The organism is Actinomadura rupiterrae, from assembly GCF_024172125.1.
In the GTDB taxonomy this organism is placed as follows: domain Bacteria; phylum Actinomycetota; class Actinomycetes; order Streptosporangiales; family Streptosporangiaceae; genus Spirillospora; species Spirillospora rupiterrae.
The window spans coordinates 726,993-742,282 of record NZ_JAMZEA010000006.1; the positions used below are offsets into that span (position 1 = coordinate 726,993).

At 74.0% G+C, this 15,290-nt stretch carries 12 protein-coding genes; 4 read left to right on the forward strand and 8 right to left on the reverse strand.

Features of this window, described 5'->3' with window-relative positions; translation table 11 throughout:
• Positions 1-1,039 precede the first annotated feature (1,039 nt).
• The 3 genes from FHU30_RS24175 to FHU30_RS24185 are packed head-to-tail and all read right to left on the reverse strand — an operon-like array spanning position 1,040 to position 3,322.
• Complete coding sequence (locus tag FHU30_RS24175) at positions 1,040-1,489, reverse strand: peroxiredoxin (protein ID WP_253878828.1); 450 nt, start codon at positions 1,487-1,489, stop codon at positions 1,040-1,042.
• Positions 1,486-2,067: a histone deacetylase gene (locus FHU30_RS24180; RefSeq protein WP_253878905.1), complete on the reverse strand. Its 582-nt coding sequence runs from the start codon at positions 2,065-2,067 to the stop codon at positions 1,486-1,488. Before FHU30_RS24180 ends, FHU30_RS24175 begins: the two co-directional genes overlap by 4 nt.
• 7 nt (positions 2,068-2,074) lie before the next feature.
• Positions 2,075-3,322, reverse strand: coding sequence for a serpin family protein (locus tag FHU30_RS24185; protein ID WP_253878829.1), 1,248 nt, complete (start codon positions 3,320-3,322; stop codon positions 2,075-2,077).
• 462 nt (positions 3,323-3,784) lie between these two features.
• On the opposite strand from FHU30_RS24185, the gene FHU30_RS24190 reads away from it, so the two are divergent.
• Both FHU30_RS24190 and FHU30_RS46285 read left to right on the forward strand, forming a co-directional pair.
• The gene (locus FHU30_RS24190) at positions 3,785-5,158 is read left to right on the forward strand and encodes a glycosyltransferase (RefSeq protein ID WP_253878830.1); all 1,374 of its coding nucleotides are present in this window, start codon (positions 3,785-3,787) and stop codon (positions 5,156-5,158) included.
• Positions 5,159-5,494: 336 nt separating this feature from the next.
• The gene (locus FHU30_RS46285; RefSeq protein ID WP_308211389.1) at positions 5,495-8,458 is read left to right on the forward strand and encodes a helix-turn-helix transcriptional regulator; all 2,964 of its coding nucleotides are present in this window, start codon (positions 5,495-5,497) and stop codon (positions 8,456-8,458) included.
• A gap of 87 nt (positions 8,459-8,545) precedes the next feature.
• Here FHU30_RS46285 and FHU30_RS24205 read toward each other — a convergent pair whose 3' ends face one another.
• Together FHU30_RS24205 and FHU30_RS24210 are read right to left on the reverse strand one after the other, a co-directional pair.
• Positions 8,546-9,619: an NAD(P)H-dependent amine dehydrogenase family protein gene (locus tag FHU30_RS24205; protein WP_253878831.1), complete on the reverse strand. Its 1,074-nt coding sequence runs from the start codon at positions 9,617-9,619 to the stop codon at positions 8,546-8,548.
• Positions 9,620-9,641: 22 nt separating this feature from the next.
• Positions 9,642-10,430, reverse strand: coding sequence for an SDR family oxidoreductase (locus tag FHU30_RS24210; protein WP_253878832.1), 789 nt, complete (start codon positions 10,428-10,430; stop codon positions 9,642-9,644).
• A gap of 140 nt (positions 10,431-10,570) precedes the next feature.
• Here FHU30_RS24210 and FHU30_RS24215 point away from each other — a divergent pair, with 140 nt between their 5' ends.
• Complete coding sequence (locus FHU30_RS24215) at positions 10,571-10,780, forward strand: hypothetical protein (protein WP_253878833.1); 210 nt, start codon at positions 10,571-10,573, stop codon at positions 10,778-10,780.
• Between the two features lie 32 nt (positions 10,781-10,812).
• On the opposite strand, the gene FHU30_RS24220 is transcribed toward FHU30_RS24215, so the two are convergent.
• The 3 genes from FHU30_RS24220 to FHU30_RS24230 form a co-directional block, all read right to left on the reverse strand.
• Positions 10,813-11,607: a patatin-like phospholipase family protein gene (locus FHU30_RS24220; protein WP_253878834.1), complete on the reverse strand. Its 795-nt coding sequence runs from the start codon at positions 11,605-11,607 to the stop codon at positions 10,813-10,815.
• A 68-nt stretch (positions 11,608-11,675) separates the two neighbouring features.
• Positions 11,676-12,629 carry an ornithine cyclodeaminase family protein gene (locus FHU30_RS24225; protein WP_253878835.1) on the reverse strand — a complete coding sequence of 318 codons (954 nt, stop codon included), beginning with the start codon at positions 12,627-12,629 and terminating at the stop codon, positions 11,676-11,678.
• Between the two features lie 25 nt (positions 12,630-12,654).
• Entirely contained in the window at positions 12,655-13,647 is a 993-nt protein-coding gene (locus FHU30_RS24230; protein WP_253878836.1) for an ABC transporter ATP-binding protein, read from the reverse strand.
• 343 nt (positions 13,648-13,990) lie between these two features.
• On the opposite strand from FHU30_RS24230, the gene FHU30_RS24235 reads away from it, so the two are divergent.
• Positions 13,991-15,082, forward strand: coding sequence for a S1 family peptidase (locus FHU30_RS24235; protein ID WP_253878837.1), 1,092 nt, complete (start codon positions 13,991-13,993; stop codon positions 15,080-15,082).
• Positions 15,083-15,290: the final 208 nt, after the last annotated feature.

Consider the following 15,290-nt stretch of genomic DNA (forward strand, 5'->3'; position numbering starts at 1 on the left):
GCTCGGGCTCCGGGACGGCGTTGTCAGCCGCAACGTCCAGGCCGCGCGAACGCGCCCCGCCGCACTGAGGCAGCGCACCTTTACGCTCGGCATGGACGCAGGGCACAACATGGGCATGGCGATGGGCATGGCGCGCGGCCCTAGAGGCGCGCAGGCCGCAGCGCAGAAGCAGGACGAGGCTCGCACGGACAGCACGAGCCTGGCGCACACCGCCCGGGCGTGGCGCGATGTGGGCATGGCGCACAGCATGGGCACTGGGGTCGCCGCGCCGAAGGCAGGGGCGGCACGGCGGCACTCACTGCAAGGAGACATCGCGCCGCGAACGCGCCGTGCGGCCGCAGCGCACGGCACGCGCGCTTGGCGCGCGACCCAGCCCGCGCAGCATGGCATGAGCGCGCGAAACGAGCGTGCAGGCCGCGCGCGCAGGCCGCGAGCGCAGACATACGGCCCGGAACGGACGCGTGGGATGCGCGGCGGTCGCGGTGGTTTGTTCCGCACACAGCGCGGCACAACGGTGCGGCACGGGCGTGGCAGCGCTGTCGCACGGCCGCGGGGCACGGCGCGGACGCGGGGCATGGGCTTCGAGGCCGCGGGGCGTTGCGCGCGACATGGACGTCCAGGCCGCCGCGTGAACGCGCCCCGCCGTACGAAGGCAGCGCACCTTGTGCGCTGCGGCACGGGCGCGGGGCGCAACGTGGGCGTGGCGCGGCACTAGGGGCGCGCAGGATGCCGCGCAGGAGTAGGGCGAGGCTTGTGCTGGACGGCGCGGGCCTGGCACAGGCCGCACGGGGCTGGCGCACGCCATGGGAATGCGCGCAGGTCGCAAAGCCAAGGGCTCAGCGGTACGGATACGCTGCGCCGCTGTAGGTGCCCCGACGCAAGCGCGCCGTACAGGCGTAGCGCACACAGCGGACTAGGTGCGCATCTGGCGTAGTGCGTAGAGGGCCTGGTGCGCAGCATGGGTAGCGAGCCGCTGCGCGCGGAGGTAGGGCGCGGCTCCACGCGGGGCGGGGGGTGTGGATGCGGGGCGGTGGGATGGTTAGAGGGTTCTTAGGGTGGCTAGGGCTCGGTCGGCGTGGGTGTTCATGCGGACTTCGGATTTGATGATTTCCAGGATGCGGCGGTCTTGGGCTATGACGAAGGTCTGGCGGCGGGTGGGGGCCAGGGCGAAGCCTCGTTTGACGCCGAAGGCGGAGCGGACGGTGCCGTCGGGGTCGGAGAGGAGGGGGTAGCCGAGGGAGTGCTTCTCGGCGAACTCGTGCTGCTTGGAGGGGGCGTCGCCGCTGATGCCGATGGGGCGGGCGCCGAGGTCGGCGAGTTCTTCGGCGACGTCGCGGAAGTGGCAGGCCTCTGCGGTGCAGCCGGGTGAGAGGGCGGCCGGGTAGAAGAACAGCACGACGGGGCCGTCCTTCAGCAGGTCGGTGAGGCGGCGCGGGGCGCCGGTCTCGTCGGGGAGTTCGAAGTCCTCTACCACGTCTCCGACGTTCATGGCCGAACCGTACCAAGCGCGCCGGGGCGGGACATCAGGTAGGCGGTGACTTGTCGCGGCGACCAGCCGTGGGAGGCGTGCAGGCCGCCGGCGAGCATGGCGAGGTAGGCGGCGGACGGGGGGTTCAGGGCGGCTTCGGCGGCGGTGTGCGGGGCGGTGAAGGTGAGCATGGGGTGTCCGTCCAGGTCACCGGGGTTCAGGACGGTCTCGTAGCGGCCCGGGCCGAGGGTCTGGCGGCCGGTGGCGAGGGCTGGTGAGAGGTCGAGGTCGGCGGTGGGGGCGCGGCGCATCTCCTGGGCGAGGACGTCGCTGAACTGGCCCGTCGTCAGCAGGTAGGCGCGGGCGGGGGCGAGGCCGGGCAGGGACGGGTCGTAGAAGGCGACGCCGCCGCCCCAGACGGGGGAGGTCTGGGCGAAGTAGATCCCGCCGGGGAGCAGGACGGGGCGGTCGGCGGCGGGCGGGCGCGGGTCGCGGCAGCCGGTGTAGGTGCGCGCGGCGCCCGCCGGACGGCCGCCCGCCAGGTAGCAGAGGAAGCGGTCGCGGTGCAGGTTGGAGCCGTAGGCGACGTACCAGAGCATCACCGGGTCATTGTCGTGCGGGGTCGGCGACCCGTGCCATGAACAGCGGTTCTCCGGACTTTCCATCCCGGACGACGACGAGGTAGGGCCGGTCGAACACGACGGTGATCTTGTAGCTGGGCGCGGGCGCGGCGAGGGCGGTGATGCCGGTTCCGGTGGCGGCGGCGCCCTCGGTGCCCTTCTCGTCGATGTCCAGGGTGGCGGCGTGCTGCACGAAGGCGATCTTGCCCGCCTTCGGCGAGATGCCGCGCAGGTCGGCGGAGTCGGAGAACGCGATGCCCATGCCGAGCTTGGTGAGCAGCGGTGTCAGCTCGCGGCGGGACGAGAGGTCCACCTTGGGCATGGTCACGTCCACGTCGGTACCGGTGGAGAGCGCGCCGGTCAGGCGGTCGAACGTCGCGCCGGTCAGGGACGGGCAGCCCTGGGACGCCGCGTCGGGGAGCAGCGCGGTCATGCGGAGCCTGCCGCCGGCGTAGGGGAGGTCGACGGCCTGCCATCCGGCGCTGCGGGCGTAGCCGAAGCGGCTCTTGGCGTTCATGAGCTGCACCTGGACGGACCGTCCGCCCGAGGCGGTGAAGCGGCCCGGTGAGGCGTGCCCGAACCTGGTCTGCCATTCGGCCTTGAGATGGACGGCGTCGGTGAGCACCCATCCGGTATCGGACCTGAGCTGGCCGGGCGGAAGCAGCTCGGGAATCTTGCCGCCGGTGTCCTTCTTGATCTGAGCGTTGATCGTCTTGCGCGCCCCGTCCGGATCGGCGGCGATGTCGAGGGTCTTCAGGCCCGCGTCGTAGCCGGTGGCGAGCTTGTCGAGGTAGCCCTTGTCGGTCGGGACGCCGGAGTCCGCCCAGATCTGGTCGGCGAACCTCGCGGTCACCTTCTTGTTGCCGAGCGAGCGCATCTCGTTCGTCCGGGCGCGGAGGCCGGGCAGGAGGTCGCCGGACGGGAGGTGCAGGGTGCGGGCCATCGCGACGGCGGTCCGGCCGCGCGCGCCCTGCTGGACCATGCCGAGGCTGGACGCGATGCTGCTCGGCGACAGCACGATGTTGGCGTTCGGGTCGGTCCCGCACCAGGCGGAGAGCAGTCCGAAACCGAACGCGGTGTCGGCGCGTCCGAGCGGCCGGGGGTCTCCGGGCGCGACGCCGGTCACGGCGCCGCGCAGCTCGTGCGCCTTCGGCCCCTGGTCGCCGCAGGCCGCGACGCCGGTGGTGAGCGCCGCCATGCAGGCCACGGCGGCGAGAGAGCGGGGAGTCGGCATGCCGATAGGACGGCGTCCCGGCCTGCGGGGTTCCGCCGGATTGGCGAAAAATGCACCCGGAAAGTAAGCGGTTCGGTACGCGGCCCGATCAAAAAATGTCCCAATGGATGGCCGGAAGAAGTCAAGGCCCGTCCGGGCGGGACGGGGACATCGAGGAGATGGCCGGGCTTTCCGCTGGTCAGGGCACGGAAGCCGGATGGGAGCGCCTTGCCCAATGGGAGGGTGCGGAAGGGTGAGGAGCGCGTCCCCTCAGCGCCACTTTCACCGCGGGACGCGGCGGCGCACGTTTGCGGGCGGCGGCGATCGGGGACTATGGTCACCGTGACCGGCTGAATGCGGGTGGGGACGGAAAGCCCCCCACCGATTCCCGTCAAGGGCGCGTTCGCGGCGGTCGTAGCGTTCTCTAGGTGTCTAAGACGCAGATACCTCCCGGTTCCCCCTGTGCTGACCCGGAGGTCCCCAATGCGTCGGTCCCTGAACATCGCCCTCGTTTCCGCTTCCGACTTCACCGGCGACCGCTCCCAGGTCTCTCATGTCCGCGAGCTCGCCCGCGCCCTGGGCCGTCCCGAGGACGAGGGCGGGGCCGGGCACCGCGTCTCGGTGTTCGGACGCCGCTGCTCCCCCGACGCCAACGCGCGCACCCGGCTCGCGTCCGGCGCCACGCTCTTCAACCTGGCGGTCGGCCCGGCGCGGCCGCTTTCCGACGACCAGTTGCTCGGCCACGTGCGCGAGCTCACCGACGAGCTGCGCCGCCGCTGGTCGGGCGCCGGACGGCCGGACGTCGTGCACGGGCACGGCTGGATCGGCGGCCTCGCCGCCTGCGCCGTCGCCCGCGAGCTGGGCATCCCGTTCGCGCAGACCTTCCACGGCCTGGCAGCCACCGAGACCCGCGCCGGACGGTCCGTGCACCCCTCGCGGGCCCGCCTGGAGCGTGCCATCGGCCGCGGCGCGGACGTCGTGCTCGCCCGCTGCACCGAGGAGGCCGCGGTCGCGGTCCGGCTGGGCGTGCCGCGCCGCGCGGTCCGGATCACCCCGCCCGGCGTGGACGTGGAGCTGTTCTCCGAGGTCGGCCCGGCGATGCCGCGCGGCGACCGGGAGCGGCTCACGGTGGTGTCGCGGGACCTGGAGGACGGCTCGGCCGAGACCGCGATCCGCGCGCTGCAGCACGTCCCGGACGCCGAGCTGACCGTCGCCGGCGGCCCGGACCGGGAGGAGCTGGAGAACGACGCGTCGGTGCACCGGCTGACCGTCCTGGCCAAGGAGCTGCACGTGTCCGACCGGGTGATCTTCCTCGGCCGGGTGCCGCGCCGCTCGCTCCCCCGGCTGCTGCGCACCACCCGGATCGCGCTCGGCCTGGCCCCGGCGCAGCCCGCGCCGACCGCCACGCTGGAGGCCATGGCCTGCGGCGTCCCGGCGGTCGTGACGCCGAGCGGCACCAACGCCGACGCCGTGCTCGACTCGATCACCGGGCTGCACGTCCCGGCGGGGCGTCCGCGGCAGATCGGGCTGGCCGTCCGCGGCCTGCTCGCCGAGGAGACCACGCGGCGCGGCTACGCCATCGCCGCCGCCGACCGCGCCCGGTCCCGGCACAGCTGGGAGCGCATCGCCGACGAGACCGAGCGGGTCTACCTGACCATCGCGCCGGAGCCCGAGACGCTTCCCGACCCGGACCAGGACCCGGACGAGGCCCCCGAGACGCCCGAGCCGACCCGGATTCCGGCCCCGACGCCCGAGCCGGGCCGCAAGCCCGAGCCGGAGACCGAGCCCGCGCCCTCGGGGAGCATCGCCCGCGCGCTGGCCGAGACCGACAGCGACCTGGTCGCGTCCCTGACCTGACCTGACCTGACCCGCCCTGATCCGGGCACAGTCGCCCGGTGTGGCAGCTCGTAACGAGATGGTCACAGAATGGCCTGCCGAGCCGCTTCTCTCTCCCGTCCGGCGGCTCGGTCGGATCCGGCCCCCGGCCCAGTTTTGGGCCGGGGGCCGGGCCGCCCCTCCTTGCCACATCGCCCGCCGCACCTGGCCGCGAGACCCGCCTGCCGCATCCGCCCGCCGGGCCCGCTCTGCCAGTCCGCTTTGCCTGCCCCACCTACGCTGGGACGCGATTAACCAGGATGGTTTGTCCTGGTCCGGTGGCATACTGTGGCGATCGTCTGGGAGGTGCGACCAAGGGTGCTGATCGGCAGGAAGGCGCAGTTCGGCTCGCTCACCGCGGCGTTGGAGCGCGCCAAGGCCGGGCACGCCGGGGTCGTGCTGGTGGGCGGGGACGCCGGGGTGGGCAAGACCCACCTGGTGGCCGAGCTCACCGCGGCCGCGCGGGAGCGCGGGTTCGCCGTGCTGACCGGCCAGTGCGCCGCGCTCGGCGAGTCGATGCCGTACCTGCCGCTGGCGGACGCCCTGTGGACGGCCCTGCGCGACCCGCACTCCGCCGCGGACGAGCGGGCCGCCCTCGAAGAGGCCCTCGCCGGGCGTCCGGTGCTGCGCAGGCTGCTCCCGGACGGCGAGGGAGCCCCGGACGAGGCGTCTGACCTCGGCCGCCAGCAGCTGCTCGGCGCGACGCTGGCGCTGCTCGGCGAGCTGGGCGGGCAGCGCCCGGTGCTGCTCGTCCTGGAGGACCTGCACTGGGCCGACCGGTCGACGCGGAACCTGCTGGTGTTCCTGAGCCGGGTGCTCCAGCGCGAGCGGGTCTGCCTGGTCGGCACCTACCGGACCGACGACCTGCACCGGCGTCATCCGCTGCGTCCGGTCGTCGCCGAGCTGCTGCGGCTGCCGAACGTGACGGCGGTCGAGCTGAAGCCGTTCCGGCCGGGCGAGACCGCCGAGTACCTGACGTCCCTCGGGACGGGCCGCAAACCGCCCGCCGACCTGGTCGAGCGCGTGCACCGGAGGTCGGAGGGCAACCCGTTCTACGCGGCCGAGCTGTTCGCGGCCGTGGACGACGACGAGCTGCCGTCCGCGCTGGCCGACCTGCTGCTCGCGCGGGTGGAGCGGCTGTCGGAGGACGCCCAGCACGTCGTCCGGGTCGCGGCCGTCGCCGGGCGGAGGGTGGACGACGAACTGCTCCGCCGCGTGTCCGGCCTGTCGGAGGACACGGCCGGCGAGGCGCTGCGCGAGATGGTGTCGCACCAGCTGCTCGTGCCGAGCGGCATGGCCGGGTACGCGTTCCGGCACGCGCTGCTGCGCGAGGCCGTGTACGGCGACCTGCTGCCGGGCGAGCGCACCCGCCTGCACCGCGCGTTCGCGGCCCAGTTCCTTGAGGCGCTGTCGCCCACCGAGGCACCGGTCCCGGAAGGGAACCGGACGCCACGCGCGGCCGCCGAACTCGCCTACCACTCGATGGCGGCGCACGACCTGCCGACGGCGTTCGCCGCGTCCGTCCGGGCGGGCCAGGCCGCGGAGCGCATGGGCGCGCCGGACGAGGCGCACGAGCACTACGACCGCGCGCTGTCGCTGTGGGACAGCGTGCCGGACGCCGAGGAGTCCGCCGGGATGAGCCGGGTGGACCTGGAGTGGTCCGCGGTCCGGTCGTCGGCGCGGGCCGGTGAGCTGCGGCGGGCCGTCCAGCGGCTGCGCCGGCTGCTGACGCTGATCGATCCGGATAACAAGGCGCTCGGAGCGGAGGTCCGCGAGCGGCTGGCGTACTACCTGCACGAGCTCGACCGGCTGGACGAGTCGCGCGCGATGGCGCAGGAGGCGCTCGACCTCACGCCCGTCGAGCCGCCCACTCCCGCGCGGGCGCGCGTACTGGCGACCTACGTCCGGACGCTGCTGGGCACGCCCGAGCGGTACGACGAGGTCCCGGCGATGGCGGAGGAGACGCTGCGCGTGGCGCGCGCGGCGGACGTGCCGTCCGCCGAGGCCGCCGCGCTGATCTCGCTGGGCCTGTACATCGAGGCGACGCGCGGGCCGGGGCCGGAGGTGACGCGGGCGTACTCCGACGCCGTCCGGCTGGCGCGGGCGTCGTCGAACATGCAGGTGGCGCTGCGCGCGTTCTACACCGAGGCGCGGCTGCCGTACGAGATGGGCGAGCTGGCGAAGGCGCGCGAGCTGGCGGACGAGGCCGTCCGGTTCACCCTGGACAACGGGCTCGACTGGGCGACGTACGGCATCAACCTGCGGTTCCTGCAGTTCCTTATCGCCTACACCGAGGGCGACTGGGAGCGCGCGGGGCAGATCGCGGACGGCTTCGGCATCCGGGTGGCGCGCGACGTGGAGGCGATCGTCTCCGCGTACGCGCTGTTCCTGGACGTGGCGCAGGGCAGCGCGTGCGCGACGCAGCGGCTCCAGTGGATCGAGCCGCTGTGGGACGGCGACCAGTGGCTCATCTACGTCGCGCGCGGTCTCGCGGCCGAGCAGCGGATGTGGGAGGGCGACGACGCCGGTGCGCTGGAGCACGTCGCGACGGTGCTGGCGCACTGCGGGCCGGCCAACACCGGGGTGATCCGGATCGTGGCGGTCGGGTTGTGGGCGCACGCCGACCGGGCCGTCCGGGCGCGCCGCACCGGGGACGCGGCCGCCGAGGCCGCGGCCCGCGCCGCCGCCGACGACCTTCTGGCGAGGGCCCGGTTCGCGGCCACGCACACCCCCGACGGCCAGCACGACGCGTGGATGGGCGCCGAGGGGCACGCCTGGCTGGCGCGCGCCGAGGCCGAGTGGCGCCGCGCTCATGGCACCGACGAGCCGCGGCACTGGCGGGCCGTCCGGGACCTGTTCGACTACGGCTTCGTCTACGAGGTCGCGCGCTCGCGCTGGCGGCTGGCCGAGTCGCTCGCCGAGCGCGGCGACCGGGACGCCGCCGCGGCCGAGTGGCGCGCCGGCATCGCCGACGCCGAGCGGCTCGGCGCGCGGCCGCTGCTGCGCGTCCTGCACGACCTGGGCTCGCGGGCCCGGCTCTCCGAGGACCGCGCCCGCGCCACCGCCGGCGCGGGCGGGAACGGCGGGCCGCTGAGCGCGCTCACCTCGCGCGAGCGCGAGGTGCTGAAGCTGGTCGCCAAGGGCATGGGCAACAAGGAGATCGCGGCGACGCTGTTCATCTCGCCGAAGACGGCGAGCGTGCACGTCTCGAACATCCTCGCCAAGCTGAACGTCACCAGCCGCACCCAGGCCGCCGCCCTGGCCCACCGCGAGAACCTCTGACCGCCACCGCCTCCGGCCAGGAGCAGGGGAAGGCGATCTGGGTCTGCCGGGGACGGCGGACGAGCTGGAACGAGCTATGGCCTCGCCTCAAGCACCTGGGTTGACCAGGCCGCGGCCGGCGATCAAGGGGAGGTCCATGGCGGTCAGCAGGCCGGGCGGGGACGCGATGACGGCCGGGACGGCGTTCACGATCCGCATCGCGGTGGCCTTCAGCCCGGCCGTGTTGTGGTCGCCGTCCGAGCCGAGCAGCCGCAGGTCGAGGGTGTAGTTGGGCTCGCCGGTGATCTCGACGCGGTAGCAGCCCTGCCCGGACGGCTGGGGCCAGTCGGGGGCGAGGTCGTCGCGCAGCCGGGTGACGTGTTCGAGGACGATGACGGGCCGTCCGCCGGACATGCCGCGCACCTCGAAGCGCAAGGCGGCGGCCGTGCCCTTCTCGATCGTGCCGGAGGCGATCTCGAACGTCTCGGGGGCGGGCAGCCGGACGTACTGCTCCTCCATCTCGTCCAGCTCGACGTCGAGGGCGGCGGCGAGCTGGCGGACCACGCTCCCCCAGCCCATCCCGAGGACGCCGGGGAGCAGCAGCATCGGCGTGTCGTCGAGCGGGCGGCCGAAGCCCATGATGTCGAACAGGACGGTGCCCTGGTCGTAGGTGGCGTAGTTGAGGATCTCCATGCAGCGGACCTGGTCGATCCGCTCGCTGATCCCCGACAGCGCGATCGGCAGGACGTCGTTGGCGAACCCCGGGTCGATGCCGTTGACGAACAGCGACGCGCCGCCCTCGGCCGCCGCGGCGCGGATCGGCGCGATCATCTCGTCCGGGATGACCTGGTCGGGGAACTGGAGGAACACCGGGCTCGCGGACACGATGTCCACGCCGGTGCGCAGCAGCCGGGCGAGGTCGTCCAAGGCCTCCTGGAGGCGGACGTCGGCCATGCACGTGTAGACGAGGCAGTCGACGCCGCGCGCGAGGATCTCGGCCTCGTCGGTGGACGCGGCGACGCCGACCGGGCCGAGCCCGCACAGCTCGCCCGCGTCGCGTCCGGCCTTGGCGTCCGTGGACGTCCAGACGCCGACGAGTTCGAGGTCGGGGCGGGCGAGGATGCCCGCGAGGGCGTGCCGTCCGACGTTGCCGGTGCCCCACAGGGCGACGCGGTGGGTCATGGTCGTTCCTCCGGTGCGAGCGTCACAGGTCGGGCAGGCCGAGGTCGAGGTTGGGCACGTCGGTGCCGCCGTCCACGCGCAGGACGGTCCCGGTGACGTACCCGGCGGCGGGCGAGGCGAGGTAGAGCACGGACGCGGCCACCTCCTCGGGGTCGCCGATGCGGCGCAGCGGCGTGTTCGCCTCCATCCGCGTCCGCAGCTCGTCGTTGGTCATGACGATGTCCAGCGCGGACGTCGCGACCGATCCGACGGCGATCGCGTTCACGCGGATGCGCGGCGCGAGGTCGGTGGCGGCGAGACGCGTGTAGTGGACGAGCGCGGCCTTCGCGGTCCCGTAGGCGAGGAAGCCGCGCCCGGCCATGCGTCCCATCGCGGAGGCGATGTTCACGACCGCTCCCCCGCCTGCCGCGAGCATGTGCGGGACGGCGGCGCGGGTCAGCGCGTGCGCGCCCGAGACGTTGAACCGGAACGCCTCTTCCAGCTCGTCGGTGCCGGTGTCGAGGAAGGCGGCGGGCATGGTGCCGCCGACGTTGTTGACGACGATGTCGAGCCGTCCGAACGCGTCGGCGGCGCGGGCGGCGAGGTCGGCGGACGCGGCGGGGTCGGAGAGGTCGGCCGGGACGACCAGGGCGCGCCGCCCGGCTGCCTCGATCTCGGCGGCGACCTTGCGCAGCTGCTCTTCGGTGCGGGCGGCGAGGACGACGTCGGCGCCGGCCTGCGCGAGCGCGACGGCGGAGGACGCGCCGATGCCGCGCCCGGCGCCGGTGACGACGGCGACGCGGCCGTCGATGCGGAAGCGGTCCCAGATCACCCCCCAACCCCAGCACGAACGAGAACGTGTTTCAATGCGCTCTCGGCGCCTTACAGCGGATTTGGCGGTGAAAGTCGGGACTTTGGCATCATCCTGATGTACACCGGAATCATCACCCTGTCGCGCCGGAGGTGGTTCCGATGTCCCGTCGCCGAACCCGGTACCGCGTCCCCACCCGCTGCCCGACGGGCAAGGTCCGCTTCAGGGACCGCATCGCCGCCACCCTGGCCCTGGCCACGATCCAGCGCCAGGGCCGCCCGGACCGGGACAAGACCGAGATCCGCGCCTACCGCTGCCCGACCTGCTCCGGCTGGCACCTCACCTCGCAGCGCCCCCGCGTCGGCCGCTGAGCGGCAGCCCCGCGACCGCGGCGTGAGGCGGTTCACGGGAGCAGGGCTGAAACCTGTTCCACGACGCCGGCGGCCTGCCGCAGGCCCTCCTTGTAGACCGCGTTCCAGCGGGTGCGGTCGCCGAGGTCCGGGCCGTACGCCTCCACAGTGGCGGCGTCCGGGTGGATCCGCAGGTCGGCGCCGCCGTCCGGGCCGGGCATCAGGTGCCCCATCGGCTCGATGAGGATCAGCGTGCCCGCGCCCTCGGCGAGGTGGACGTTCGATCCGCCGCCGAACGCGCCGTCGATGTACTCGCGCCCGCCGATCCCGACCGGGTGGACCGCGCCCGGCGCGGCGCTGCTGGACGCCATCGCGGCGGGCAGCGGGACGCCGCTGTCGCGCGTCCAGACGACGGGCTCGCCCGCGTCGGCGTCCACGGCGGTGATGAGCAGCCGCGCGTCCGGCCACTCGGCCGAACCGGCGATCCACTCCATCGACCTCATGTGCCGTTCTGGCGGCATCGCGACGACCTCGCGCGCCAGCGCGGCGACCTTGCGCAGCGACTCGCGCGGGTCGGCGCCGGGCGCGTTCAGGATCTCGAAGACGCGCGGCATCGCGGTCGGGTCGCCGACCCGCTCGCCGGGCGGGACCTCGGCCACCTCGTCCAGGTCGCGGCCGTGCGCGAACGCGGCGCCCGCGATCGCGCCCGCCGAGGTGCCGACGATGAGATCGGCGCGGGCGAGGTCGGCGCCGGCGCGCCGCAGGCCGTTGCCGAGGCCGAGCAGCCAGGCCGTCCCGATCGGGCCGCCGGGGCCGAGGACGAGCGCGACATCAGTGGAGGTCGTCATGTTCCCAACCTAGAGAGCGCCCCGGGGAGGGGGTATCGGACTTTGGGCCTCGGGCCGAGGACCGGGCCTCAGCCGAGGAAGTCGTAGGACGTCCCGGCCCCGGCCTCCTGCGCCGCCTGGTAGGCCGCCCAGGACAGGGCGAGGTCCTGCCAGGGCAGGCCGACCGGGGCGTAGACGGTGACCTCCTCGTCCCGGACGCGCCCGGGGACCTCGCCGCGCAGCAGGTCGCCGAGCGTCCCGGCGGCGTGCCGCACCGACAGGCCCGCCGCGGCGAGCACGCCCATCTCGACCGCGAGCGGCACGTCGTCCACCACGACGCGGGCGCGTTCGAGCAGGTCGGGGGCGAGTTCGGTCTTGCCGGGCTCGTCCGCGCCGAGCGAGGTCAGGTGGGTGCCGGGCGCGATGTCGGCGGCGTGCAGCAGCGGCCGCCGCGCCCAGGTCGCGGCGATCACGACGTCCGCGCCGGCCACGGCCTCGCGCGGGTCGTCCGCGGTGCCGGACGGGACGCCGAGCCGGGCGCCGTGCGCCTCGGCGAACGCGGCGGCGCGGCCCGCGTCCAGGTCGGTGACCGTGAGGCCGGTGACGGGCCGGAGCGTGCCAAGTCCGCGCAGCACCAGGTCGGACTGGGCGCCCGCGCCGACCACGGCGACCCGTCCGCCCGCGCGGCGGGCGAGCGCGTCGGTGCCGAGCGCGGCGGCGAGGCCGGTGCGCCAGGCGGTGACGGTCGCCGAGTCGAGCAGCGCGAGCAGCGCGCCGGACTCCAGGTCGTGCAGGCAGACCACGCCGCGCAGCGCGGGCCGGGACGCCGGGAACTTGGCGTTGACCTTGACCGTGTACGCGGGGACGCCGGCGACCAGGCCGGGGATCAGCGCGGTCGCGCTGCCGGTGCCGGGCAGCGGGGTCACCACGCGGCGCGCGGCGACCTCGCCCGGCCCGGCCGTGAACCCGGCGCGCAGGGCGGCGAGGACCGCGGCCGGGTCGAGGAGGCGTTCCAGGTCGGAGCGGTTCAGCAGCAGCGTCACGGGGCTATTGTCCCAGTTCGCCGGGCTATTCGGGGCGGCGCCGCGCGGAGGTGAGGGAATCCCAGTCGTTCAGCCAGTCCCGGCCGAGCTCGTCGACGAACGATCCGGGCGGCGGCTGGACGCGGTGCTCGGCGAGCCACTCCCCCGGCCGCCGCATGGACGGCCGGACGCCGCCGCCGCTCGGCATGAGCTGCGGCAGGATCGGCGCGGGCAGCGCCTTCGGCGACCCGCCCTCGGCGGCCAGCTCGCCCTGGTCCTTCTCCTCGGCCATGCCGATCGGGCCCTCGCGGCGCGCGTTGAAGAACTGGTTCACCGCCGGGTGCGTGCTGGACAGGATCATCTCGCGCGGCCCGAACATCACCAGGCCGCGCCGGAACAGCAGGCCGAGGTTGTCGGGCAGCACCCGGGCCGTGCCGATGTCGTGCGTGACGATCAGGAACGTCGCGCCCATCTCGGCGTTGAGGTCGACGAACAGCTGGTTCAGGTACGCCGTCCGGACGGGGTCCAGCCCGGAGTCGGGCTCGTCGGCGAGGATCACCTCGGGGTCGAGCACGAGCGCGCGGGCGAGCCCGGCGCGCTTCTTCATGCCGCCGGAGATCTCGCCGGGCAGCTTGTCGTCGGAGCCGGTCAGCCCGACCATGTCCATCTTCTCCAGCACGATCCGCCGGATCTCGGCCTCGCCCTTGCGGGTGTGCTCGCGCAACGGGAAGGCGATGTTGTCGAAGATGTTCATCGAGCCGAACAGGGCGCCGTCCTGGAACAGCACGCCGAACCGGCGGCGCACCTCGTACAGCTCGTCCTCGCGGACGCGGGGGACGTCGCGGCCGTCCACGTAGACGTGGCCGCGGTCCGGGCGCAGCAGCCCGACCAGGTTCTTCAGGAAGACCGACTTGCCCGTGCCGGACGGCCCGAGCAGCGCGGAGATCTCCCCGGCGGGGATGGTGAGGCTGACGTCCTCCCACACCACCTGCCGTCCGAACGACTTCTTGAGCCCTTCCACCCGGATCTCGATGCCCATGGCCACTCCCGCGGGCGGAGGCCGGGGGCGGGGTGGTTCCCGCGGCCTGCTGCCGCCCCCCGCCGCTTCGACGATACGTCGGGGCGGGTCCGGCGCGAAGGCCGGCGGCAGGCCGCTGTTGGACAGCACATCCAACGCCGGAGGGGTTTCGGCCATCGGGCCACCATGCCCGAAATATGGGTTCGGACGCGCACCCAATGTGCCAACGAGTCGGCGGTTCTTCGGCAACTTCTCGGGTTCCGTTCAGTCAGGTCGATCACCAAGCTCGGGGATGACCTCCGGCGCGCCATTAGGGGCGCGCCCAATCCCCTCTGGAGGCCCAGTGAGAATCCGTCACACCCGCGTGCGCGGACCGGTCGTGCTCGGCACGGCCCTCGGCCTGACGGCGGCCACCCTCGCCGCCGTCCCGGCCATCGCGACCGCGGCCCCCGGGAAGGCCGCCCGACCGGCGACGCCTTCCCCGCAGGTCGCCCTGGCCAAGGCGAACCTCGCCAAGGCCGCCCTGGCCAAGGGCCTGTCCACCAAGCTCGGCGGAGCCACCGCCGGGTCCTACGTGGACGACGCGACCGGCAAGCTCGTGGTCACCGTGACCAGCGCGAACGCGGCCAAGGCCGTGCGCGCGGCGGGAGCGGAACCCCGGAAGGTCGCCCGGTCCGGCGGCGACCTGAAGAAGGTCATGGCCGCGCTGAGGCGGGATGCGAGCATCCCGGGCACGGCGTGGGCCGCGGACCCGAAGGCCGACCAGGTCGTCCTGTCGGTCGACAGGACGGTCACCGGCAGCAAGCTGGCCAAGGTCAAGAAGGCCGCGCAGAAGCACGGCGCGGCGGTCCGCCTCTCGCACGTCAGCGGCAAGTTCCGGCCGCTGACCGCGGGCGGCGAGGCCATCTGGACCAGCGGCGGCCGCTGCTCCCTCGGGTTCAACGTCAAGAAGGGCTCGGACTACTACTTCCTGACGGCGGGGCACTGCACCGCCATCGGCAAGTCGTGGTCGGCCGACCAGGGCGGCTCCAAGCCGCTCGGGGACACCGTGGACGGGACCTTCCCCGGAAACGACTTCGGCCTGGTCAAGTACGCGAGCGCGCCGTCCGACACCAAGGGCGTCGTGAGCCTGTACTCCAAGGGCGAGCAGGACATCACCGGCGCCGGCGACGCGGTGGTCGGGCAGACCGTCAGCCGCAGCGGCAGCACCACCCAGGTGCACGACGGCAAGGTGACCGCGCTCGACCAGACGGTGAACTACCAGGAGGGGTCGGTCTCCGGCCTCATCCAGACCACCGTCTGCGCCGAGCCGGGCGACAGCGGCGGCTCGCTGTTCGCCGGGGACAAGGCCGTCGGCCTGACCTCCGGCGGCAGCGGCGACTGCACCTCCGGCGGGGAGACCTTCTTCCAGCCGGTCGGCCCGGCGCTGAGCCACTTCGGCGTCGAGCTGTACTGACGTCCCCTGGCACGTCGCGCGGCACGCCACGTCGCGCGACACGCCAGGTAGCGCGAGAGACCAGGCAGTGCGAGAGGCCAGGTAGCGCGACGCGCCACGTCGCGCGACATGCGAGCAGCGCCACATGCCACGTAGCGCGCTGCAGCTCGTAGCTCCGAGCGAGGGTGCGGTGTCCCGGCGGCCGACGGGGCGCCGCACTCGGCCCGAC

Coding starts and splice junctions, on each gene's coding strand:
- FHU30_RS24175 (WP_253878828.1), bottom strand. CDS start 1,489: ATGAACGTCGGAGACGTGGTAGAGGACTTCGAACTCCCCGACGAGACC.
- FHU30_RS24180 (WP_253878905.1), bottom strand. CDS start 2,067: ATGCTCTGGTACGTCGCCTACGGCTCCAACCTGCACCGCGACCGCTTC.
- FHU30_RS24185 (WP_253878829.1), bottom strand. CDS start 3,322: ATGCCGACTCCCCGCTCTCTCGCCGCCGTGGCCTGCATGGCGGCGCTC.
- FHU30_RS24190 (WP_253878830.1), top strand. CDS start 3,785: ATGCGTCGGTCCCTGAACATCGCCCTCGTTTCCGCTTCCGACTTCACC.
- FHU30_RS24205 (WP_253878831.1), bottom strand. CDS start 9,619: ATGACCCACCGCGTCGCCCTGTGGGGCACCGGCAACGTCGGACGGCAC.
- FHU30_RS24215 (WP_253878833.1), top strand. CDS start 10,571: ATGTCCCGTCGCCGAACCCGGTACCGCGTCCCCACCCGCTGCCCGACG.
- FHU30_RS24220 (WP_253878834.1), bottom strand. CDS start 11,607: ATGACGACCTCCACTGATGTCGCGCTCGTCCTCGGCCCCGGCGGCCCG.
- FHU30_RS24230 (WP_253878836.1), bottom strand. CDS start 13,647: ATGGGCATCGAGATCCGGGTGGAAGGGCTCAAGAAGTCGTTCGGACGG.